Here is a 23,780-nt window from a genome sequence, read left to right on the forward strand (position 1 = left end):
TTGGAGCAAAAACGTGAAAAAAAAATATCTAAACGCTATGACTTTGATGGCTGGCATGCTGGTGAGTAGCGGATCTGTTGTTCATGCTGGTTTATTCGATTTTCTATCACCAAAAGCATCATGGCAAAATTGTAATGTGAACTCCTGTTCCGTTGGCGGAAGTGCAAGGGTGACATCTGACTATGCAAAAACCAAATATCCTATTTTGTTAGCACATGGGATGGCTGGTTTTTCGGCTGTTGGCCCAATGCAATACTGGCACGGGATTACAGAAGACTTGGTTGGAAATGGTGCAAATGTCTTTGTGGCACAACAAGCATCCTTTAACTCGTCAGAGGTTCGTGGTGAGCAGTTATTACTCCAAACCAAACAGGTTTTAGCGATTACAGGTGCTGAAAAGGTAAATCTGATCGGACATAGCCACGGCACACATTCGATTCGATATGTGGCAGGTTTATTACCGAATCGAGTTGCATCTGTTACAGCAGTTGGAGGTCCAGTTAAAGGTTCAGATGTTGCTGATGCAGTATATGCCTTTACTCAATCTCCAGTTGGCCCTGCAGCAACTCCGGTGATTGCAGCGGCGGTGGATGCATTTGGTGCATTGATTGGTATCGGTTCTGGTAATTATTATGATCAGAATTCTTTAGCAGGGCTTAATTCACTAACGACGGCTGGATCTGCTGACTTTAATCAACGCTTCCCAGCAGGTGTACCAACAACAGCCTGCGGATCAGGTACAGAGCTTGCAAGTAATGGGGTTCGATACTATTCATGGAGTGGAACAAGTCCATTTACCAATGCTTTAGATCCAATGGATTATGCATTAACAGCGACATCATTAATAATACCGGGTGAAAGTGATGGTCTTGTTCCTCGTTGTTCGAGCCATTTGGGCACAGTAATACGTGATAACTATGCATTTAATCATTTAGATGAAGTCAATCAGGTCTTAGGGCTAGTGGGTTTTCTACAAAATCCTGTGACACCATTTCGTCTCCATGCTAACCGCTTGAAAAACCAAAACCTTTAAAAATATGATCAAGGGAGTAATGGATTTACTCCCGTGATTTAACATGGATTCAATAATTAATTAGAAAATAGAGTAACGGAATATGAGTGCCAAGTTTTTAAATAATAAGACAATAATTTTAGTAAGTGTTGCGTGTTTATTTATTATATTGGCTCTAATTTACTGGGCTTTTAAACCCTCAGTTCAAGATCAAAGTAGTCAAAATGATCTGCATACTCAAAGCTTGATGAAAAATAATATTCTGCCAAATGGTGATAATGAAAGTAAGACAGGGAAAATGCCTACGCTTGCGCCGTCTTTACAGGGCACTCAAATTGATTGTCCGATTCAAGTTGATGCAAAAGGGAAGTTAATTTTAACTGTTGGTATTCGCAGTTGTTTTGATTATTTCTTTTCGAGTTTGGGAGAAAAGACCGAACCTGAGCTTATTTTAGATATTAGACAATACTTAAGCGCAATTTTACCTGAAACGGCTGCAAGTTATGCAAGCTATTTACTTGATCAATATGTGGCCTATACTCATAGCTTGAAGAACCTTAGAACCAGTACTCATTTTAAAAGTGATGAAATTGATAAGTTTCAAAATATCATTGATCAAATGGCGAAGTTACAACAACAGTTTTTTACTGAGGCTGAAATTCAAGCATTTTTTGGGAATGAAAGAAGTCTGAATCAGTTTAGTATTGATCAAATGCGCATTCACGCCAATAAGAGTTTAACCACGCAGCAAAAGGCAATGGAGTTGGCGAAGATGATTGATCATTTACCCGAGACGATGGCAGATGGTGTGAGAGTTTCAATGCAATTTTCTGAATTACAGCAATTAACCCAAGAGATTCAAGCGAAAGGTGGATCAGCGCAAGAGTTGCGGAATATGCGCGAAAGTTTATTGGGGCCAGAAGCTGCTGATCGTTTAGAAAAAGTTGATCATGAAGAAGCTGTCTGGCAAAAGCAGGTTAATCATTATCTTTCAGAGCGCCAGCGAATTTTGCAAAGTGACGTGGATGATGCAAACAAACAGAAATCAATTAACCAACTTCGTAACAGTACATTTGGTACTAAAGAAGATTTATTGAGAGCGCAGTCTTATGAAATTATGCATGATCAGAAGAAGTAGGGGGTGAAGCCGCCTAAGCGGCAGTCAACATCTCACGCTCTACCCATGTTTTATTTCTAGCTTTTCTAAGCTGCCTATGCGGCAGTGAACTGCCTCTGCTGTTATCGGTTTACCTGTTACAATTTCTAAGCTGCCTATGCGGCAGTGAACCGTGCTTTACAAAGTGATCTGCCCTACTGTGTTTTCTAAGCTGCCTATGCGGCAGTGAACTATTTAAAGTGAATCTAAAAAACAGTTTGAGTTTTCTAAGCTGCCTATGCGGCAGTGAACCGTCACGAATCCAAAAAATTCGAAGGCTGCGTTTTCTAAGCTGCCTATGCGGCAGTGAACTTTCTAGCAAATTCAAGTAAAAATGTGCCGACTTTCTAAGCTGCCTATGCGGCAGTGAACTTAAAGTGTTTTTATTTGGTGTTTGCTCATGCTTTCTAAGCTGCCTATGCGGCAGTGAACTATAAAATAGCATAAATAAATTAAGCAAAAACATAAAGTTGAACGCTAATTTATGTAAATACCCAAAGTTTTTACGCTGTATCGTAACTTATTGATTTTATTAGGCTGTTAAAGAGTAATGAAAATATTGGGGTAAAAGTGTGAGTTTGTCAAAGTAAAATCATTGAAGATATAACACTTATTACTTTGCTAAATCATTTTGCACACTTAAAATCAAGAATAAGTGATTCATTAGAGAAGAAAGAACGTGTCTGACCATCAAGAAAATGCATTTGAACTGAGTGACGATGAGATGCATCTATATAGTCGTCAGATTCTGTTGGATGGTTGGGATATTGAAGCACAAGAAAGGCTGAAACTTGCTAATGTTCTGATTGTCGGTGCAGGGGGTATCGGTTGTACCAGTGCCGAATTGCTTGCTCGTGCGGGCGTAGGAAAAATAACGATTGTTGATGCTGATAGTATTGAAATGAGCAATCTACAACGACAGATTGCATTTACCTCAAATGATTTGGGACACTACAAAGCAGAAGTTCTGGCTAAACATCTACAAGATATTAACCCACATATACAAGTCAACTATCAAAATATACGATTTGATGAAACGAATGCTGATGATTTAGTACAGCATCAAGATGTAGTTTTAGATGGTTGCGATAACTTTACTACCCGATATCTAGTAAATTTAACCTGTAGGAAGCAGCAAGTCCCACTGATTAGTGCGTCTGCGATTGGTTTTGAAGCGCAATTATTTATGGTAGATACCGATTCAGCTTGTTATGAATGTCTATTTCCTAAAGAGCAGCAAGTAGATGAAGGCTTACGTTGTGCCGAGTCTGGGGTGCTAGCGACCACACCTGTAATGATAGCGTCATTACAAGCACATCACACTTTGCTTTATTTAGGCTTGGGTTTAACACCGCTCAAGCAAAAACTGTTACTTTGGAATGGTTTCAACCTTTCACAGCGCATTCTACAATTTGAAAAAGATGCAAATTGTCCAGTTTGTCAGGCAACTTGATCGGTAATATCAGCAAACTTTGCTAAACTAATGCCATTTTCGAGACAATGAAAGATTATGAAAAGAAATATTTTATTTGATGGACTACGCTCTGTTGCACGTATTGGTGAGACAGTTATGGTTGCGGCACAAGCAGGTGTGAAATATGCAACCGAAAAACCGAGTAATGCTAAACTCATGCGTGAAACCTTTGAATCATTAGGTTCAACTTATATTAAGCTCGGACAGTTTATTGCCAGTACACCATCTTTATTTCCTCGTGAATATGTTCAAGAGTTCCAAGGTTGTCTAGATCAAACCCCAACGTTGCCATTTAGTTATATTCAAGGCGTTTTGGCTGAAGAGTTTGAGGGCAAAAATCTCAATGAGATTTTTAGTTTTATTGATGAAAAACCGCTTGCTTCAGCATCAATCGCCCAAGTACATGCTGCTAAATTAGTCACAGGTGAAGACGTTGTATTGAAAGTACAAAAGCCTGGGGTTGAAACCATCTTATATACGGACTTAAATGTTGTACATTGGGCTGCAAAATTACTAGAAAAAGCAGTTCCAAAGATTAAATTTGCGTCTTTGTCCGAAATCGTAGATGAGATCAAAACACGTATGGTACGTGAAGTCGACTTCATTGAAGAAGCACAAAACCTCGATGATTTTGTTCAATACCTCAATGTTTCAGGCAATACTGCTGCAACTGCACCAAAGGTTTATCATCAGTTTTCAACACGCCGTGTTTTAACGATGCAACGTTTGTACGGTGTGTCATTAACGGATTTTGATGTTGTTAAACAATATGCAAAAGATCCAACGCAAGTTTTAATCACAGCAATGAATACTTGGTTCGGTAGCTTAATGCTATGTAAAAGTTTCCATGCTGATCTGCATGCTGGCAATTTGATGTTGCTTGAAGATGGGCGTATTGGTTTTATTGATTTTGGTATTGTTGGGCAACTCAATCCTGCGGTGTGGACAGCGTGTATGGCATTTATGGATGCTTTGCAGCATACCAATTATACCGCTATGGCTGAAAACATGCTCAAGATGGGAATGACTAATAAAAAGATCGATACACAAGTCTTGGCTGATGATTTAGAGCGTTTATTTAGCGGCGTATTATTGGCTGACCCTCAAGAAATTTTGAGTTCAAATCCTGCTGATTTGAATGACATCATGATGGATATGATCGGTGTTGGTGAGCGACATGGGATCAAATTCCCGCGTGATTTCGCTTTACTATTCAAGCAAATGTTATATTTTGATCGTTTCATGCGTATTCTTGCACCATATACCGATATTTATGCTGACCAACGTCTGAAAATGGTTCACAATATCGAACCTGCTTCGTTTTTAAAGCATTAATTTATTTATCGGTTCATTATTAGGTCATTATGGATGCCATTATTATTGAAGGATTAAAGGTGGATACGGTTATTGGTTGTTTCAACTGGGAACGCCAAATTATTCAACCTTTGATGTTAGATCTCACCATTCATAATGATCTCAGTCAGGCTGCAAATTCTGATGAGTTAGACGATACACTTAACTATGCTCAAATTTGTGAACTTGCAGCCGAAGTGATTCAACAAGCTCAACCCAAACTCATTGAGCATGCGGCTCAGTTAGTGCTTGATCGTTTATTTTCTACTTTCCCTTCAGTCGAATCTATTATTATCACGATTCGCAAACCTGCAATCATTGCACAAGCTCAAGCAGTAGGAATTCGTCTTGAACGCAACAGAAACGATTTTTGCGCTCGCACTGGCGAGTAATGTTCAGCAACAGCAAAATTTTACTTTTGCTTATACTCAACTTGCAGATTTAGGTACGGTGAAGTTTTCTCCGATTTATCAAATCCCATGTCGTGATGGGATTGGTGCTGATTATTGGAACTCAGCATGTTTATTGCAAAGCCATCTGCCTGTTGATGAAATAATAGAGATACTCAAAAAATTTGAAACGCAATCGGGGCGTATTCGTCCATCGCACCATATTAGTTTAGATATCGATGTGATTGCTTGGGGCAATACTTTAGACAATATGCAATTTAATCCAAAAAAGTTACCATTAGCATTAGATGTAAAGATTCCTTTAAGCGATTTATGGCAGCAAACTGCATTAAGTTATGACCAAAATATACAGTATCCTGTCATTACAATATAATTTTTTATAAATAATAGCGAATAATTAGGAAGCGCTTTATGAAGACTATTTTACTCGGTTTCACTTTGGCGGTTTTACTTTCTGGCTGTGCGTCAATGAGTGTTGAGCAATGTAAAACAGCAAATTGGTTTAATATCGGTGAGAAAGATGGTTCGGCTGGGCATGCATCTCGTTTAGATAAATATTATTCATCTTGTCAAAAAGCCAATGTTGTTCCAAATCAAAGCTTATATGAAAAAGGTTATCAGAAAGGCTTGGGTTATTATTGTCGACCTGAGACGATTTTTAATGAAGCATTAGATGGTCGTGGTGATTTTCGGATCTGTCCTTTAGAGAAACGAGAGTCTTTACGTAGCTATTATCAGGTTGCAAATAACTATTATCAGGCAAATGCTGAATTTGATCGTTCGCAAAATGATTTAAGTCATTATCTAAAAGAGTTAGAGCGTAAAGATTTAACGTCTAAACAAAGAGATGATTTTAAGAAACGTTTACATGATGTGCGTTTGAATAGTCGGAATGTCCAATCACGATATCACGATGCAGTTCGAAACTTAGAGCGTTTTAAAGCAGAGCATGGTTTAAACTAATTACGGACAAGTTCTAAAAAAGCCTATGGTTTATTTCATAGGCTTTTTTTACTTTTAGAGTCAACATTTAAATTACAGACCTATTATATGATTGATGTTTAAATAAATAATTGATGAATAGAACATACAAGGGTGCACTATGCAAATGAAGCTGATGATTGCTGGTCTTATCTCCTGTGGCGTTATGAATTCTGCTTATGCAATCGATGCCAAATATAGACAACAATTGGAATTTTCAGGCTGTACACAAGTAAGTGAATTACAAGGCTGTGATATTAGCAAAACTAAAGAAGAAAATACCAAAGCTGGATTCGTTCAATCTAGTACCGTGGTAACTGATCAAAATACATCAATAAGCCAGCCGCAGTGGATCGCTGAACGACGAGATGGAACACCTTTAGCTCGGCGGATCAAAATTGATCAGCAACAGCGTATTTGGGTAAATGATCTAAGAGTTATAGCTGTAAAAAATCGTGATCAAATCAGTTTTAGGCAAGGAAAAATTAACTATACGATTTTTACAGATACAGAAAAGCAGGCACAAAGTTTTTGGTATGACGGTGATTCCAATGACAAAGGCAAGATTGTTTTTCGTTAAATTCGATTGAATACTTCAAAAGGAAAGGGGAATTATTTTGCAATAATTCCCTAAAATTTATAAATAATAACTGGTTTTAGTCATCAACTTTGAAATGGCGGTCATGGTGATGCGCACAGGTGCTGGTAGTTCCACACCACCTGCTTGTAATGCGGTGTCACGATGTTGCAACTCATCTTCATTCATTTGCTCTAGTATCTTACGAGAACGGTCATCGTGTTCTGGTAGTTGTTGAAGATGTTCTTGCAAATGCTGACTTACTTGGCGTTCAGTTTCCGCGACAAACCCTAAACTGTATTTATCACCTGCAATTCCTGCGATTGCGCCCATGCCATAAGATAACCCATACCATATTGGGTTTAAGACACTGGTATGACTATCCAATTCTTTTAAGCGATCCTCGCACCAAGCTAAATGGTCTTGTTCTTCAATCGCAGCGTGTTGCATTTCTTCACGGACATGTGGAAGTTTTGCCGTCAATGCCTGACCGTGATAAAGCGCTTGTGCGCATACTTCACCACTATGGTTTACCCGCATTAAACCCGCGACATGGCGTGCATCGCTGACGCATAATTGTGCAGCTTCGTCATGTGCAGGATTGGCGCGCTGAGAGGTAGTCGCACCCGGAACTAAACTGCGTAATGCTTGGTCAAAGGAGTTAATGAGTTGGTCGAGACCTGTATACTGACGCATAGATTAATCCTCTAAAGTATTGGGAGCGTTTTCCAATAAAGGTTTTAGGCGTTTTAATAACCAGAATGAATAAATTGCACTTAAAACCGCAGTAATCGTAAATAATATTTTAATATCAATTTTTAAGATGCTTAAGATTAAAATTGAGAAAATTGCTGAAGAGACCATAAATATAGCATTGAGAATGTTATTAGCAGCAACCACTCGAGCACGATGAGAGCGTGGTGAATAAGCTTGCATCATTGCATATAAGGGTACGATATAGAATCCACCGCTAATGCCAAGCAAAGTGACTGCAAGCATAACATGATAATACACAGCACCTTCAGTAAAGACATCTTTTAAGCTCAGCAGTTCACCTGTACGTTCTGGTACAAACGCCAAGCTAGCAGCCAAATAAAGCGCGAAAACGGTTAAACCAATCGCGCCATACGGAACCATTCTGATATTAATGTCAGTTCCACCAATTCGTCTACACAGCAAAGAACCGACACCAATACCGACAGAGAAAAAGGTGAGTAGTAAGCTGACGACATTCTCTGAAGCATGAAGATTTTGTTGGGTGAGCTGTGGAATCTGAGTTAAATAGGTCGCCCCATAAAACCAATACCAAGAGTTACCGAGCAAAATCATAAAAATAACAGGAATACTTTTCGCGTATTTTACTGTTTGCAGGCTTGTACGAAAAAAGTTCCAGTCTATTTTTAAATCTGGTGCCGCAACTTTTTGCGGGAGAATAAATCGACTACACAAATAGCCTAAGCAAGCAATCGTAACAACCGTAATACTAATCCATAATAAATTGCCTGCAGAAGTTGCAATCACAGCACCGCCCAAGATCATCCCGAATAAAATGGCGATCGATGTGCCTGACTGGAATAGCGCATTTCCTGACATGAGTTCATTTGGTTTTAATATTTCAGGGAGAATGGCGTATTTGATTGGGCCAAAACAGGTTGAATGTGTTCCCATTAGAAAAAGAGCGAATAATAGTAACCACAAATTACCGAGCAAGAAACCTGCGGTACCGATCAGCATGATCACGATTTCAAGTAGCTTAAGCAAACGGACGAGCTGTGATCTTTCATATTTATCAGCAACTTGACCAGCAGTTGCTGAAAAGAAAAAGTAAGGCAAAATAAACAGTAATGCAGCTAAATTATTGAGTGTACTTACGGCTGCGGTTTGTTGTTGAATCCAACCATAAGTAATGACTAAAAGAAGGGCTTGCTTATAGACATTATCATTCAGCGCGCCGAAAAATTGTGTGAAAAACATCGGGGCAAACCGACGTGATGTCATTAAGCGCTCATCTTGTTTCATCATGTGTTCACTTCATTGTGATTTATAAAAAAATGTGACGTAGTGTAAATTTACTAAATAATACATGTATGATACTTTCATGTTTGATTGGATGAAAAATCAAAGATTTGAAGCGGTTTTCAACCATCAAAAACGATAAATCTAAAAAGTAAGTTTAGAGTACTACATGCTATCTAAATCTAAGTTTAAACAGTCAACATTGGTTCATTCTATGCATTTAATTTTTAAAATGCAGAGCTTTCCTAAACTTATTTGTAGTGGTTTTTTGATTAGTTGTTTTATATCAAATGCTTATGCGGAAGATCAGGTTGCCGAAGCGATTGAAAATCAAACAATTGAGCGGATGAAAGATCAGGTTAAAAGTATTCCTGCTCCAGAAATCCCAATTCAAGCCTTTCAAATAGATCAACAAAATTTCAATCCAGCACAAGACAGTGTGGCTGCACTAAAACAACAAGAACAGTCAGCACATCAAATTGATGTGTTGCAGCCGATCGATTTGGACGAAAATTTAGACAATTTGCCAGTGATCACTGTTGATCAAAATATGGCAAATGAAATCTTTCAGGTTGCCGAAGACGCAAAAAATCAAGCACAGTCACATCGAGCAGATACTGCAAAGAACACCGATATTTTAGTCAACGAAGCAACACAAACTGAGCTCACCGAGATCAGTCAGGCACCTATTAATATTGATCAATTGATGAAGGATATCCAGACCGATAGCCAGATCATTGTTGAAGCAAATGAATCAGGTAAGACATTGTCTGAATTTCAGGTGCAAACAGATCAAGAGCAAGAAAAAGTTGGGTTCTTTAAAAGAGTCTTGAATCGATTGCGCCCAGAAAATTTGCTCGGTGCAGACAGAATTCCGCGTATTAGTGCGGATGTGACAGGTGCTCCACCTGTGCTTGCTGCCAACATCAAAGCAAAGCTATCCAGTTTTACACAGGAGGCTTTCGAGGAGTTCAATGTCGCTTTGCCTCAATTGAGAGTATTGACCAATCAAGCGGCGCAAGCAGTCGGCTATTATGATTCAACCTATACCTTTGAGAAATTGAGTGATAGCAAAGTCAAAGTGAACGTTGTTCCAAATGAACCCGTTCTGATAAAAGAACAAAATATTGAATTTACTGGCGCGGGTGAGAATGTCCCTCAATTTCAAGTTATTGGTTTGATTCCTGAGCAGGATGAAGGTGATATTTTCAATCACGGTAAATATGAGGCAACCAAAAATAAAATTGCAACAACAGCGTCAGACAATGGTTTCTTTGATGCATTTTGGCGATTACATGACGTTAAAATTAGCCAGCCTGAGAAAACAGCAGAAATTAATTTAAAGTATGAAACAGGCGACCGGTATAAACTCAAACAAGTCCAATATAAAATGAGTGATCCGAGCAAGCCATTACCACTGACACAAAAAGTGCTCGACAGCCTCGTGCCTTGGAAAGAGGGTGATGATTATGCTTTTTGGCGGGTTAATCTTTTAGCAAATAACCTAACCAATACGCGTTATTTTAATTACACGTTGGTCGATACCATTAAACCTGATCTGAACCAACCGCCTTTAGAGTTACCGCCTGACTTGCAAGCATTGGTCGATCAACAACGTATCGAGCAATCTCAGCTCTTAAATACACAGCAAAAAGCTGACTTAGCGCGACAGAAAGTGACCTCTGCCGAAGAAGTCACCCAAGATGTTGTAGATGAGTCCCAGTTCTCAGGGAGTGAACCAGCACAAGCTTATTCTTTGGCACGTTCGATGCCAAGCGTACAGGATGACAATCAAGAGCGGCAGCAACAAGAAGAACAAGCGCGTTTGGATAAAAAGATTCCGGTTGTAGTCACCTTAAATGCCGATCGGTTAAATAGTATTGAAACAGGTGTGGGTTATGGTACGGACACTGGAGCGCGTATTCGTTCTCAGTATCGTCGTGCAATAGTCAATAAACATGGTCATGCTTTTGATGCCAACATCGAGGTTTCGGAAATACGCCAGTCTATTGATGGACGTTATAGCATCCCTTATAAGCATCCACTCAATGACTACTTTAACCTTGTCGGAGGTTATGAGCGTGAAACTCGAGATGACATCGGTCCTAATATCGGTTTGTTAGTTGAGTCTGCTGTACTTGGTGGTGAACGTGTAATTAAGAATCCACTTGGTAATTGGCAGCATACTTTTGGATTGCGCTATCGCTTAGACCGCTTGACTGAAAAAGGGAATGTTGATATTTCGGAGTTACCCGATGCCTTTAAAGCAGCAGGTACAAACTCTGAGCAACAATCGTTACTCTTAGGTTATGAAATTTCTAAGACAAATACGAATACTCGTTTAAATCCAACCAAAGGCTTTAAACAAATTTATAAACTCGAATTAGGATCTGAGTCACTCCTTTCAGATGCCAATATGGCGATACTGGGAGCAGGTTGGAGATTTATTTACTCTCTAGGAGAAAATGACAATCATCAATTTGTCGGGCGTGGTGATGCAAGTTATATTTTTACCGATGATTTTAATAAAGTCCCTTATAATTTGCGTTTCTTTACGGGTGGAGATCAATCTTTACGTGGATTCGATTATAAAAGTCTATCCCCAGAAATAGATGGATATAAGATTGGTGGGCAGGCGTTAGGCGTTGGGTCGTTAGAATATAACTATCAATTTAAAGATGGTTGGCGTGCTGCAGTTTTTTCTGACTTTGGTAATGCTTTTGATAAAGATTTTAGTAATCCAACTGAATATAGTGTAGGTGTTGGTATCCGTTGGAGATCTCCAATTGGTCCGATTCGTTTGGATGTTGCATCGGGTATTTCTAATGAAAACCGCCCAATTCGACTGCACTTCTTTATTGGATCACAACTTTAAAGACTTTTTATAACCCTTTAAAAGCGAAAAAAATTTAGGTTAATTATGACGGAAGCAGACCAGCAACTTACACCTCCAACTGCACCAAGACGAGAACGGCGTATTCTTCGGAGTATCGTGCTGGTGGTGCTGTTCATTCTTTTATTCTTGGTCAGCTCATTATTTGTGATGATGTCAACAGATAAGGGAAGTCGTTTTTTACTCGATCGTGTGCTACAAAACCAAAAAATAATTCAATACGAATATGAAGGTGGCAATTTATTACGAGGCATTATTCTAAAAAACGTTTTGGTGAAATTAGAGGCCGTTGATGTTTCTTTGGATCGTGCAGACGTTTCCTTGGGTTGGCGTGCGATTTTAAATAAAGAGGTGCATTTGAGTCATGCGGATATTTCCAACCTCATCGTTATAAATAAAAAGCCGCCATCAGGAAAACCATTCGATTTTGCGCCAATCAAACTTCCGTTTGTACTTCGTATTGATAAAGCCACTTTAGATCATTTGGAAATAAAGACCACAACTGCAAAAATTGATTTTAATGATATTTATTTAAAAGATGCACTTTGGTCAGATACGAAATTAGAGTTTGAAGACTCTCGTATGGATATGGGGTATTTGGCGGTTAAAAATGCCACAGGTCAAATGGATTTTAATGGTAAGTATCCTTTAGATCTAAAAGCAGATCTGATTATTCCATCACTAAAAAGTATTGACGTTGAGACGATCAAGGTCGTGGCTACAGGTACATTGGATACCATAAGAGCAGGTGTGGCAACCCATACACCAGATTTGTTGACGGGTTGGGCTGTGATTCATCCTGTACGTGATCAGGTGCCTATGAAAGGTGCATTGTTATTCAAAAACTATCATCTTCCGATATTGAAAGAGCAAAAACTTTTTGCGAAAGATGGTATCGCTAGATTTAATGGTGATATTGATAAACTGATTTTGAGCTTGGATACTGACCTGAAAGGTGAGCAACTTCCCGAAGGCAAGTACAATGCGCTCATGGAAACTGACCTGAAAAATCAACTCAACATCCAAGACTTTAATGGTCAGTTAATGGGTGGATCGGTTGGCTTAAAAGGCTTTGTAAATTGGAATGAACAAGTGTCATGGGATATAAAAGGGCGATTAGATCGCTTAAACCCAAAAGACAAAACGCTACCGCAAATTGCGCAGGATTTTTTACCGCCAAGCTTGGATGCAAATATAAGCGCTGTAGGCTCGTTGGAAAATGGGTTAGCACTCAATGCGCAGCTTGCCTTTGATAAGTACGAAACTTGGCAGGTTAAATTAAATCAGGCAGAAGAAAAAAATAATAAACCTCAACCGATGGTGTTAGATATTGCTTGGCAAGGTATAGATCGAGCGATGCCTTATATTGGTTGGTTAAGTAGCGCGGAAGGTCAAACCAATGTGACCTTAAGAGAAGATCAACAAGACATTTATCTTACAACGACTGTACGTCCCAATGAGCAAGGTTTATTGCCAGCAGGGAAATATGATGCAAAAGTTGATTTGAAATCGAATGTTCTAAATGTCGAAAATTTCCTTTATCAAGCGGATAAAGGTAGCTTAACTGGGAAAGCGACAGTTAAATTACCACATGAAAAGCAGCAACTGTCATGGCAAGCCAAACTTAAAGCACAAGACTTTAATCCTCAAACAGTAGCGAGTGCAGCACCTGTAAATCTACTGAATGGCGAAATCAAAGCGTCTGGTTTTGCAAAACCGAACCAACAGATTATTCAACTTGAAAATATTGATCTAAAAGGACAACTTGCTCAAGCCAATCAAAATGAAACGATTGTGCTCAAAGGAAAAAGTACAACGACATTAATGTTTGATGATGTTCAGGCAGGCGGTGGATTTAAACGTTTTTCGGTAGATTATGATGGTTCGTTAAATGCTTTAAATCAAGGCAACGGGCTGTTAAAGATTAATATTGCAGGAACACCGACCGAGATTCAAATTAATGAGTTAAAGCATGATGGTGTTGCAGGCAAAATGTTTGCAACAGGTAAAGTCGATCTTAAAGATAAGCTTGGTTGGAACATGGAAGTGTCTTTAGTCCGATTTAAGCCTCATTACTTTGTTTCTAGTCTTAAAGGTGAACTCTCAGGTCATGTAAAAACGCAAGGCGTTTGGTCAGATCAAGTGAAACGCGTTGATATTCGAGAACTCAATGCAGCGGGTTTTCTCAACAATAAGCCTGTACGCGGTCGTGGTAATCTGTCTTTGTTACTGGATTCAAATCAGACTGGTTTCTTACCACAGCAGTTTGAAGCAAACAATTTATTTTTTGCTTATGGGCAGAACCAACTTCAAGCCACTGGAAATGCACAAAGTTTACAATTTAAGATAAATGCACCTGCATTATATGAGTTGTATCCTGGCTTACGTGGACGTGCTTACGGCAGTTTAAATGTACAGTCACAGCCACGACTTAAGGCGACTGCAAATATTGCCGTCGATAATTTTGCTTTCAGTGACTTGGCAAGTATCAAATCTTTGCGTGTCCAAGGTGAGTTACCAACTTCAGAAACAACAGCAACGCAATTGACTGCAACATTGGATCATTTGCGCAGCGGAAAACGTGAAATTGAAAAGGCAACGATCAATTTAGCAGGAACACGAAAAGCGCATTTGTTAAAACTAGAAAGTAAAAATGCGCACACCAATTTTTATGTACAGCTTGCTGGTGGTTTTAATCAAAACAATGATTGGCTAGGTGAAATCCAGAAAGGAAGGTTCAACTCGCGCCGCATTGATCTTGCCCAAAATCAAAATACGCCTGTTATCTATACGACAGCACGATCTGAGTTATATGTCGGTCAGCATTGTTGGCAAAGTGCAGAAAGCCAATTGTGTTTAGATCAACCTGCTCGTATTAGTAAAGAAAAAGGAAGTTTTTCGTTTATTACTAAGGATTTAGATCTAAAAGACTTTGCCGCATTTATGCCTGAAGGCTTGGCTGTAACTGGGCAGTTAAATGGTTATGCAAAAGCATCTTGGGTAAAAGGCACTCGCCCTAAATTAGATTCACGTTTAGTGACACGCAAAGGTGAGATTGGTTTAGCCGCAGAAGATCCACAAGATATTGCAACGACAGTGACCTATGACGAGTTAAGCTTAATTGCAAAAAGTGTCAATGATGGACTTCTGTTTCGTGTTGATATGAAAACACCTGATATTGGAACTGGGTATGCCAACGTTGTAGTCGATCCATTTCAAACGGGTATGCCTATGCGTGGGGAAATTGCTTTTGATGATGTACAACTGAAAATCTTTAAACCATTTATTAAAGATGTACGCTCTATGGCAGGCACATTAGCACTTGCAGGTAAAATTAATGGCACACTGACTCAGCCACAATTTACAGGCGAAATGCGTTTGAAAAATGGCGCAATCAGTATGATTTCATTGCCTGTAAATTTAACCAATATGCAGCTTTATTCATCTATTCGCCAAGACTCGGCAAGTATTGATGGTGCATTTAATAGTGGTCAAGGCGTTGGGCGGTTGAAAGGAAGCTTTGATTGGAAAGATAAACCACATTTGGCACTGACTTTAAAAGGTGACAACCTCTTGGTTCGCCAAGCTCCAATGATTACAGCAATTGTTAAACCAGATCTCAGTCTAGATGTATATCCATTTGACCAGCGATTAAGTTTGAAAGGTACAATTGATGTGCCGCGTGCTCGAATCTCTATGCCAGAATCAACAGCAAACGTCGTGACGCTTTCACCAGATGTTCGCGTTGTTCATCAAGGACAAGATTTGCTTGCGACATTAAAGGCATCGAAACCGTGGGATATTCGTGCGGATATGACCCTCACTTTGGGTGATCAGGTTATTTTCCAAGGTTTTGAAAGTAATATTCCTTTGGTTGGGCGTTTACATTTATCACAACGTGGTTTAGAAACAGCCATGCGAGCCAATGGTGCGATTGGTGTCAGTCAAAAAGTAAAAATTGAAGCATATGGTCAAAGCTTAGATCTGAATCGTGCGATTGCACGTTTTAATGGACCGCTTGCCAACCCAACGCTTGATATTGATGCCAATAAGCCCGTTCAAGGCAGTATGGTTGGGATACGTGTGACAGGCACAGCGACTGTTCCGAATATTCAAATCTATAACGATGCCGGACTATCTGAGCAAGAAGCATTGAATGCGTTATTGACAGGGCGTATCAATGAAGGGAGCAGTGGTCTAAGTAATACTGAAGGATTTAAGTCGGATGTAAACAATACCATTGCCGCGGCGGGTATTAGTATGGGCTTAGGCGGCACACGCGCACTCACCAACCAAATCGGACGAACCTTTGGTTTAAGTGGCTTAGCACTTGATGCACAAGGAACGGGAGATGATACCCAAGTTAGTTTGACAGGGTATATCACCCCAGATCTGTTTATCCGCTATGGTATCGGTGTATTTACCCCTGTAAATAAATTGACCTTACGCTACCAAATGAATCGTCGCTTATATCTTGAGGCTAGCCAATCTTTGGAACGAGCGATAGATATATTCTATAACTGGCGATTCTAAATTTCATATCAAACCTGTTTTATGTAAATAAAGCAGGTTTTTTATTTATAGTCATTTCAATCGAGCCTTGGCATATTCTTAAAAGCGAATGTTTGAATATGAATATGATCTTTTGTAGGTAGAGAACGATTTATCACTGTATGTGGCGTTAAATGCCAAAAGACGGGCAATACCATGTATAGTAGTGACGGATTTGTATGTTTGTATTGCTAAAAGGTCAGTTTCAAATGCGTTCTTTTGCAAAATAATTCAGTTTTAGTATGATGTGCGCATCAAATTAGCCGTAGTATGATCATGAAAAAAGTTTTGTTGATTGCAATAGGTTTAGTTTTGGTCGGTTGTGCTGAAAAAAAACCATTAACACCCGAAGAACAATGGCATGGCTATTGTGTTAGTGTCGGCAATGCAGCGCGTTCTATTACGTTGGATCGTCAAAATGGAATTGAGCAAAAGCAAGCAACAGAACATGCTGGCAAAATTGAAGATGAAACAACACGTAAATTTATCTTTGAAATTATTGAAAATGTATATGCGATGCCTGTAGATCAAATAAAAGCAGATCCAGCGGCTATACGCGACAAATTGAAGCAGCAATATACGGATCAGTGTTTAGCTACTCCACACGATAAGTTACCGAGTTATAAGTCATTTTAATGTGTTAATCGAAAAGACAACGCTGTTGTCTTTTTTTATGTTTGTAATATTTTATTAGGCTTTAGAGTAAGACCAAAGCGGTATTTAAAAGGTATGAACATTTCGCTATAAAATAATGGTCATCACGTAGATATACGGCAGTTGCATTAACTTTTAACGCGAAGTCTAGTAAAATTTTGCTGTCCATATTGCTTGTAGAGCTTGTACAAAGCTGGAACCTACAAGTAATTTATTAAAGAAGAGGAATAACACTGTGCTAGAAGCTTACCGCCAACACGTTGCAGAACGTGCCGCACTCGGAGTCCCACCGAAGCCACTTGATGATGCTCAAACTGCTGAACTCGTAGCATTATTAAAAAACCCACCGGCAGGTGAAGAGGCATATTTAGTAGATTTGCTTGAAAATCGTGTTCCAGCAGGTGTTGACCAAGCTGCTTATGTAAAAGCTGCTTTCTTAGCTGCGGTTGCAAAAGGCGAAGCGACTTCACCACTTATTACTAAAGAACGTGCTGTTTACTTACTTGGTACGATGCTTGGTGGTTATAACGTAGCACCACTTGTTGAACTTCTTGACAATGCTGAACTCGCTGGTTTAGCTGCTGAAGCATTGAAAAAGACGCTTCTTGTATTTGATGCATTCCATGATGTTGCTGAAAAAGCAAAAGCTGGCAATGTAAATGCAAAAGCTGTTTTACAGTCTTGGGCTGATGCGGAATGGTTCACAAGCCGTCCTGACGTGCCAGAAGAAATTAAAATCACTGTGTTCAAAGTAACTGGTGAAACCAACACAGATGACTTGTCTCCTGCACAAGATGCTTGGAGTCGTCCAGACATTCCATTGCATGCGAATGCAATGTTGAAAAACGAACGTGATGGTATCAATCCTGAAAAACCAGGTGAAGTTGGTCCATTAAACCAAATCAAAGAATTGATCGCGAAAGGCAACCAAGTTGCTTACGTAGGTGACGTTGTTGGTACGGGTTCATCTCGTAAGTCTGCAACGAACTCTGTGCTTTGGTTCTTTGGTGATGAACTTCCACACATTCCAAACAAAAAAGATGGTGGTGTGTGCTTAGGTTCTAAAATCGCACCAATTTTCTTCAATACAATGGAAGATGCAGGTGCGTTACCTGTAGAAATCGACGTTGCCAACATGAATATGGGTGACGAAGTTGTATTGAAAATTGACCATGCTGCTGCAAAAGTAACTGCATTCAAAGATGGCGTACAAATCTCAGAAGCAGAACTTAAAACTCCTGTACTTCTAGATGAAGTACGTGCTGGTGGTCGTATTAACTTGATCATTGGTCGTGGTTTGACTTCAAAAGCACGTGACGAACTAGGTTTAGAACCTTCTACATTGTTCCGTACGCCAGTACAACCTGCTGACACTGGTAAAGGTTTTACTCAAGCGCAGAAGATGGTTGGTCGCGCATGTGGCTTAGCTGAAGGTCAAGGTATCCGTCCGGGTACTTACTGTGAACCTAAGATGACCACTGTTGGTTCGCAAGATACAACGGGTCCTATGACGCGTGACGAGCTAAAAGACTTAGCTTGCTTGGGCTTCTCTGCTGATTTAGTCATGCAGTCTTTCTGTCACACTGCTGCATATCCAAAACCAGTTGACGAAACTACTCACCATACATTACCTGACTTCATCATGAACCGTGGTGGTGTATCTTTACGTCCAGGCGACGGTATTATCCACTCTTGGTTAAACCGTATGTTACTTCCTGATACCGTTGGTACAGGTGGTGACTCACATACGCGTTTCCCAATCGGTATTTCATTCCCAGCAGGTTCTGGTCTAGTTGCTTTCGCAGCTGCGACTGGTGTTATGCCACTGGATATGCCTGAATCTATCCTTGTTAAGTTCAAAGGTAAAATGCAGCCTGGTATCACTTTACGTGACCTTGTACATGCGATTCCTTACTATGCGATTCAAGCAGGTGATTTGACTGTAGAGAAGAAAGGTAAGAAAAACATCTTCTCTGGTCGTATCCTTGAGATTGACTTAACAGAAATGGAAAATGACTTGACGGTTGAACAAGCATTCGAACTTTCTGATGCGTCTGCTGAACGTTCTGCTGCTGGCTGTTCAATCACACTTTCTGAAGAGAAAGTTGCTGAATACTTACGTTCAAACATGACCATGTTGAAGTGGATGATCGCTGAGGGTTATGGCGATGCGCGTACGATGGCTCGTCGTGTAGAAAACATGCAGAAGTGGTTAGACAACCCAAGCTTGTTAAAAGCGGATGCTGATGCTGAATACACTAAAGTGTATGAAATCGATCTTGCTGACATCAAAGAACCAATCCTTTGCTGCCCGAACGACCCAGATGATGCGAAGCTTCTTTCTGACGTTCAAGGTGACAAAATTGATGAAGTATTCATCGGTTCTTGTATGACTAACATCGGTCACTTCCGTGCGGCTGGTCAGTTACTTGATAAAGTACCAAGTGGTTCGTTAACGACTCGTTTATGGTTGGCTCCACCAACACGTATGGACGAACATCAGTTGATGGAAGAAGGCATGTATAACATCTATGGTCGTGCTGGTGCGCGTACTGAGATGCCGGGCTGTTCATTGTGTATGGGTAACCAAGCACGTGTAGCACCGAATACGACATGTGTATCGACTTCTACTCGTAACTTCCCGAACCGTTTAGGTCAAGGTGCAAACGTTTACTTAGCTTCTGCTGAGCTTGCATCTGTAGCTGCGGTTCTTGGTAAATTACCAAGCCCAGAAGAATATCAACAGTACGCGTCGCAAATCGACAGCGCTGCTGCTGACATCTACAAATACTTAAACTTCGACAAGATGAGCGAATATACAAAAGAAGCTGATCAAGTTGATACTAAGAAAATCCAAGCTGCTCAATTGACTTAATTATTTGATAATTAAGTTTTAATGAGTTTAAAATAAGGGCTGAGTAAACAGCCCTTATTTTTGGTTATTAGATGGAAACAAAATTAGTTGCACTTAGACAGAATGAAGCATTAATCGATAATTACATTACTGATATAGATTTTAAATCCAGTTTAGTTGATTTGAGAAATAATATACATTTAGCTTTGTCAGTAAAAAATATTAATAATATATATAAAATCAGTGATGAAGATGTGGATGATAGGATAGATATTTATACAAGTATCTATACTTATTTAAAAGACAAATTAAATAAAAATATAGAACCTGCATTGGAGTGGGATGGTTATGATTTAGAATATAACAAAAATATGTCATCTGAGCTTGAAATATTAGGTAAATATAAGATGTTATTTAATATTCTTCCTTTAGTTTATAGAAAGAATAAAAATATTTATAGTATAGATATAGATAGTAATTTAATTCTCATAGAATATTTAAAAGACGATTACTTTAAGTTTGAATGCTATGATATTTTGTTCACAAGAATTAATTTACTTGCGAATTATAATAATACTTTTAACTCTTTAGTTGATCTTAAAGAAATTACTAAGTCTTTCTTTAATACTGGTAAAAATGATATCTCATACGATGATAAGCTTGAAATATATAAAAAATTTGTTGACAAATATATAGAAATATATCAAAGTTATTTTTATATGCTTAGTGATGATTTTCTCTTTCCAATAGGTAATTTTACACTAAATGATTTTAAAAAGTTTTTTGCTGGGATATATATTTTAAATCAAATTTCAATTGAAATAGTAGGTTGTTTTCTTTTGAAAAATAATAAAGCAAAGTATGATTCTGAATTACATGAATATTTTATAAATGATGTATTCAATTGTAAAGAAAAATACGATACTTTTAGAGAATTTTTTTGTAATTTGACGGAATTAGATGCTAATTGTTTTAATAATATAATTCGATATTTTTTGGTGGACTATGATAAAGAAGAATTTATCGACTTAAGTGGTGAGGAGTATATTCCTCCTTTTATAAAGAAAAATGGAGACATATACTTTAATACTATTTTTAATACCATTTTAATCAATCCTAGAAATATAATTTATTCGATTAAGGAATTATCTATTCAAAATAAAGATAGTGTTTTTGATAACAATTCTGCTGCTTTGTCAGTTAATTTTGTTAATACTTTTTCAGTAATATTTGAGTCTTATGATCTTAAGTGTGTTAAAGAGAGAAAATGGGATAATGGAAATGCAAATAGCGATATAGATTTAATAGTATGTTGTCATAAAACAAAAAATATTTTACTAATTGAGTGTAAAGCAATTATCGCAGCAACAAATTATAAATCATTCTTCAAAATGCAAGATCGTGTTGGAGAAGGCATTGAACAATTAAAAACATTTGAATCACTTAATGAGGAATTTAAATTTAATTTTTTGTCAGATGTATTAGGTGCTGATGTACGTAATTATCATTTGACTAGTTGTTTAGCTTCTGATGGTGGTTTTGGTAATGCTCTTATCTGGGATAGTATTTTTGAAAATGAATTTGTTCCAATGAATTTATCAATGATTATTCTTTATTTAGAGAAATTTAAAGATTTAAGTAATTTTAGAGAAAAATTTTATAATTTGATATATGACTTAAATATTAAGACAGATCCTCAAGTTATTAAATGTAAAATAGATTTTTCTCAAGAGTGTGGGGCTAAGGTTATAATACATGATTCGACACAAGCAAATTACATGAATTTAACTGAAGAAAAAAAGATTATTCATACGAAATTACGAACGCTATAAAAATTTATTATCATTAATTAGCGTAAGCTTTTTTACTTTGATTAATGATAATTATTTATAATATATGTTCCGTAATGTCCTGTAAATGTATTAAAAGCATGCCCAAACAATCACGCTTCTTATGTATTGGTGGATTTCTTAACGGTTCAGCTGTGAAAGACCAAGGTGACAGTTTTATCTGTGTTGAAAATGGCAAACAAGTAAGCTACCACAAAAAGGAAATCTTCCATCAAGACTCGTGGCATCAAGATTATTACGTCTGCGAAACGACGACAGAGCAACAAGCACGAAACTGGGTTTATGACATCAAGCCTGATTAATGAAACTGATATAATTTAGTATTTTTTAAAAAGCATTTATGAAAAAAGCCCCTTTGAAAGGGGCTTTTTAAAAACTAAAACAATCCTACCAATAACCCAATACTTTCCACCAAAGTCCACCTATCACCACAAAGATGATGATATTGACGACACTCATGACAAAGCCAGCTTTCCACCATTCACCCAGTGTGGTGTAACCTGAACCAAATACCACAGGCGATGTACCCGTTGCATAATGGGTTAAGGTCATCATGATACTGGAAGCGGCTGCCATCATTAATGCAAACAACATTGGCGGCGCGCCAAGCGCAATCCCTGCGGTGTAGAAGGCTGCAAACATTGCGGTGATATGTGCTGTGGTACTTGCAAACATATAATGTGCATAGAGATATGCGAGCATCAGCAATAGACATGCAGGTGCCCAGCTTAAACCTAATGACCCAATACCACTTTCTAATACACCTGAAAACCAAGCAATCAGACCGAGTTTATTCAGGTATGTTGCCATCATCACCAAAGCGGCGAACCAAGTAATCGTATCCCAAGCGCTTTTTTGCGTCAGAATATCTTCCCAAGTCAGCACACCAGTGAGCAGAAGTAATGTCAAACCAATAAATGCTGTTGTGGTTGGATCAACTGCCCAAGCTGCACCAAAAATCATGGCTGGGATACCCGCCCATAACAACAGCAAAATACCAAATACACCGAGCATGATGCTTTCATTTCGACTGACTGAACCCATTTCTTTCAATTTGTTTTTTGCAAACTGAGCAGCATTGGGTGTTTCTTTCACTTCGGGCGGATACATCCAGTACAGAATCAATGGCATCACGATCAATGCAATTAGACCGGGCAGTAACATCGCCAGTGCCCATGTACTCCAACTCAGTGAAATTTCACTATTGGTTGCTTTTGCGACTAGATCAACAACTAAAGGGTTCGGCGCAGTTGCAGTGATAAACATGGCGGAAGTAATCGGATTGGCCTGATAGCTGACAAGGGCTAAATACTTTCCCATGCGCCCCTCAGTTCCTTTGGTGGGATCTGAATCATAGCTAGTCGAAATCGCACGAACAATAGGGTGAATGATCCCACCGCCACGCGCAGTATTACTCGGGGTAACAGGCGCAAGAATTAACTCAGAAAGCACCATGCTATAACCGATACCAATGGTTTTTTTGCCCCATACTGCGATAAATAAATAGCCTAAGCGAGCGCCAAGTCCTGTTTTCTGTAAACCTTTGGAGATCATGATTGCAATACCAATCAACCAAATCAAAGGATTGGAGAAACTGCTCAATGCATCTTGGATAGCGCCGCTAGGACTATCATTGGTTACACCTGTGACTGCAACGAGCATGATCGCAATAATCGCGATTGCACCAATTGGCATGGCTTTACCGATAATTGCAGCGATTACGCCAACAAACATCGCCAATAAATGCCAAGCATTCGGATCGACACCTATCGGCACAGGTATAACGAACCAAATAATCAATGTAATAAATAAAGAAATAAGCGTAGGGAGGAGCTTAAATCCCATGTGGATTCCCCTTGTGATCATGGGTTTAATAAAATTTATAGTTCTTTATGAATGAATCGTTAAAGAAACAACCGTTAAGACGTGATTATCGAAAGTGAGGGACTAGAATTCAAAGGGAGTTTTGTAGATTCAACGTTATATAAATCCTTTTATT

17 protein-coding genes and 1 CRISPR repeat array are annotated in these 23,780 nt (G+C 38.7%); of the genes, 14 read left to right on the plus strand and 3 right to left on the minus strand.

Annotated features, from left to right (window positions below; all coding sequences use genetic code 11):
• The first annotated feature begins 13 nt into the window (after positions 1 to 13).
• From J2Y37_RS01495 to J2Y37_RS01530, 8 genes are all read left to right on the plus strand, one after another.
• Positions 14 to 1,033, plus strand: a complete 1,020-nt coding sequence (locus tag J2Y37_RS01495) for a triacylglycerol lipase (RefSeq protein WP_349031614.1) — start codon at positions 14 to 16, stop codon at positions 1,031 to 1,033.
• A gap of 82 nt (positions 1,034 to 1,115) precedes the next feature.
• A complete protein-coding gene (locus J2Y37_RS01500; RefSeq protein WP_349031615.1) occupies positions 1,116 to 2,150 on the plus strand; it encodes a lipase secretion chaperone in 1,035 nt (344 codons plus the stop codon).
• A gap of 1 nt (position 2,151) precedes the next feature.
• A CRISPR array of direct repeats spans positions 2,152 to 2,600; the repeat unit is 28 nt; unit sequence TTTCTAAGCTGCCTATGCGGCAGTGAAC.
• Between the two features lie 247 nt (positions 2,601 to 2,847).
• The gene (locus J2Y37_RS01505) at positions 2,848 to 3,621 is read left to right on the plus strand and encodes a HesA/MoeB/ThiF family protein (RefSeq protein ID WP_349031616.1); all 774 of its coding nucleotides are present in this window, start codon (positions 2,848 to 2,850) and stop codon (positions 3,619 to 3,621) included.
• A 57-nt stretch (positions 3,622 to 3,678) separates the two neighbouring features.
• Positions 3,679 to 4,977 carry an AarF/UbiB family protein gene (locus J2Y37_RS01510; protein ID WP_349031617.1) on the plus strand — a complete coding sequence of 433 codons (1,299 nt, stop codon included), beginning with the start codon at positions 3,679 to 3,681 and terminating at the stop codon, positions 4,975 to 4,977.
• A gap of 29 nt (positions 4,978 to 5,006) precedes the next feature.
• The gene (gene folB / locus J2Y37_RS01515; protein ID WP_004670700.1) at positions 5,007 to 5,387 is read left to right on the plus strand and encodes a dihydroneopterin aldolase; all 381 of its coding nucleotides are present in this window, start codon (positions 5,007 to 5,009) and stop codon (positions 5,385 to 5,387) included.
• On the plus strand, positions 5,344 to 5,778 hold the full coding sequence (locus tag J2Y37_RS01520) for a 2-amino-4-hydroxy-6-hydroxymethyldihydropteridine diphosphokinase (RefSeq protein WP_005197438.1): 435 nt from the start codon (positions 5,344 to 5,346) through the stop codon (positions 5,776 to 5,778). Before folB ends, J2Y37_RS01520 begins: the two co-directional genes overlap by 44 nt.
• 38 nt (positions 5,779 to 5,816) lie before the next feature.
• Positions 5,817 to 6,368: a DUF2799 domain-containing protein gene (locus tag J2Y37_RS01525; RefSeq protein ID WP_349031618.1), complete on the plus strand. Its 552-nt coding sequence runs from the start codon at positions 5,817 to 5,819 to the stop codon at positions 6,366 to 6,368.
• A gap of 139 nt (positions 6,369 to 6,507) precedes the next feature.
• Positions 6,508 to 6,966: a hypothetical protein gene (locus J2Y37_RS01530; protein ID WP_349031619.1), complete on the plus strand. Its 459-nt coding sequence runs from the start codon at positions 6,508 to 6,510 to the stop codon at positions 6,964 to 6,966.
• 57 nt (positions 6,967 to 7,023) lie between these two features.
• Here the strand turns inward: J2Y37_RS01530 and coq7 are convergent, their stop codons facing one another.
• Positions 7,024 to 7,659: a 2-polyprenyl-3-methyl-6-methoxy-1,4-benzoquinone monooxygenase gene (gene coq7 / locus J2Y37_RS01535; RefSeq protein WP_349031620.1), complete on the minus strand. Its 636-nt coding sequence runs from the start codon at positions 7,657 to 7,659 to the stop codon at positions 7,024 to 7,026.
• A gap of 3 nt (positions 7,660 to 7,662) precedes the next feature.
• Positions 7,663 to 8,985 carry an MFS transporter gene (locus tag J2Y37_RS01540; protein WP_349031621.1) on the minus strand — a complete coding sequence of 441 codons (1,323 nt, stop codon included), beginning with the start codon at positions 8,983 to 8,985 and terminating at the stop codon, positions 7,663 to 7,665.
• Between the two features lie 208 nt (positions 8,986 to 9,193).
• Between J2Y37_RS01540 and J2Y37_RS01545 the strand changes: the two genes are divergently transcribed.
• The 6 genes from J2Y37_RS01545 (at position 9,194) to J2Y37_RS01570 (ending at position 22,083) form a co-directional block, all read left to right on the plus strand.
• Positions 9,194 to 11,854: a BamA/TamA family outer membrane protein gene (locus J2Y37_RS01545; protein WP_349031622.1), complete on the plus strand. Its 2,661-nt coding sequence runs from the start codon at positions 9,194 to 9,196 to the stop codon at positions 11,852 to 11,854.
• A 45-nt stretch (positions 11,855 to 11,899) separates the two neighbouring features.
• Positions 11,900 to 16,405, plus strand: a complete 4,506-nt coding sequence (locus tag J2Y37_RS01550; RefSeq protein ID WP_349031623.1) for a translocation/assembly module TamB domain-containing protein — start codon at positions 11,900 to 11,902, stop codon at positions 16,403 to 16,405.
• A 294-nt stretch (positions 16,406 to 16,699) separates the two neighbouring features.
• Positions 16,700 to 17,059, plus strand: a complete 360-nt coding sequence (locus tag J2Y37_RS01555) for a hypothetical protein (protein ID WP_005197427.1) — start codon at positions 16,700 to 16,702, stop codon at positions 17,057 to 17,059.
• Between the two features lie 253 nt (positions 17,060 to 17,312).
• On the plus strand, positions 17,313 to 19,952 hold the full coding sequence (locus J2Y37_RS01560; RefSeq protein WP_349031624.1) for a bifunctional aconitate hydratase 2/2-methylisocitrate dehydratase: 2,640 nt from the start codon (positions 17,313 to 17,315) through the stop codon (positions 19,950 to 19,952).
• 71 nt (positions 19,953 to 20,023) lie between these two features.
• The gene (locus J2Y37_RS01565) at positions 20,024 to 21,763 is read left to right on the plus strand and encodes a hypothetical protein (protein ID WP_349031625.1); all 1,740 of its coding nucleotides are present in this window, start codon (positions 20,024 to 20,026) and stop codon (positions 21,761 to 21,763) included.
• Between the two features lie 98 nt (positions 21,764 to 21,861).
• Positions 21,862 to 22,083 carry a hypothetical protein gene (locus J2Y37_RS01570; RefSeq protein ID WP_349031626.1) on the plus strand — a complete coding sequence of 74 codons (222 nt, stop codon included), beginning with the start codon at positions 21,862 to 21,864 and terminating at the stop codon, positions 22,081 to 22,083.
• A gap of 85 nt (positions 22,084 to 22,168) precedes the next feature.
• Here the strand turns inward: J2Y37_RS01570 and J2Y37_RS01575 are convergent, their stop codons facing one another.
• Positions 22,169 to 23,626, minus strand: a complete 1,458-nt coding sequence (locus J2Y37_RS01575; protein ID WP_349031627.1) for a DASS family sodium-coupled anion symporter — start codon at positions 23,624 to 23,626, stop codon at positions 22,169 to 22,171.
• Positions 23,627 to 23,780: the final 154 nt, after the last annotated feature.

This window comes from Acinetobacter sp. 3657 (genome assembly GCF_031456775.1).
In the GTDB taxonomy this organism is placed as follows: domain Bacteria; phylum Pseudomonadota; class Gammaproteobacteria; order Pseudomonadales; family Moraxellaceae; genus Acinetobacter.

Bases quoted from the DNA above. Each gene is read 5' to 3' on its own strand.
- J2Y37_RS01545 (WP_349031622.1), top strand. From the start codon at position 9,194: ATGCATTTAATTTTTAAAATGCAGAGCTTTCCTAAACTTATTTGTAGT.
- J2Y37_RS01510 (WP_349031617.1), top strand. From the start codon at position 3,679: ATGAAAAGAAATATTTTATTTGATGGACTACGCTCTGTTGCACGTATT.
- J2Y37_RS01555 (WP_005197427.1), top strand. From the start codon at position 16,700: ATGAAAAAAGTTTTGTTGATTGCAATAGGTTTAGTTTTGGTCGGTTGT.
- J2Y37_RS01525 (WP_349031618.1), top strand. From the start codon at position 5,817: ATGAAGACTATTTTACTCGGTTTCACTTTGGCGGTTTTACTTTCTGGC.
- J2Y37_RS01575 (WP_349031627.1), bottom strand. From the start codon at position 23,626: ATGGGATTTAAGCTCCTCCCTACGCTTATTTCTTTATTTATTACATTG.
- J2Y37_RS01500 (WP_349031615.1), top strand. From the start codon at position 1,116: ATGAGTGCCAAGTTTTTAAATAATAAGACAATAATTTTAGTAAGTGTT.
- J2Y37_RS01540 (WP_349031621.1), bottom strand. From the start codon at position 8,985: ATGATGAAACAAGATGAGCGCTTAATGACATCACGTCGGTTTGCCCCG.
- folB (WP_004670700.1), top strand. From the start codon at position 5,007: ATGGATGCCATTATTATTGAAGGATTAAAGGTGGATACGGTTATTGGT.
- J2Y37_RS01565 (WP_349031625.1), top strand. From the start codon at position 20,024: ATGGAAACAAAATTAGTTGCACTTAGACAGAATGAAGCATTAATCGAT.
- coq7 (WP_349031620.1), bottom strand. From the start codon at position 7,659: ATGCGTCAGTATACAGGTCTCGACCAACTCATTAACTCCTTTGACCAA.
- J2Y37_RS01550 (WP_349031623.1), top strand. From the start codon at position 11,900: ATGACGGAAGCAGACCAGCAACTTACACCTCCAACTGCACCAAGACGA.
- J2Y37_RS01570 (WP_349031626.1), top strand. From the start codon at position 21,862: ATGCCCAAACAATCACGCTTCTTATGTATTGGTGGATTTCTTAACGGT.
- J2Y37_RS01530 (WP_349031619.1), top strand. From the start codon at position 6,508: ATGCAAATGAAGCTGATGATTGCTGGTCTTATCTCCTGTGGCGTTATG.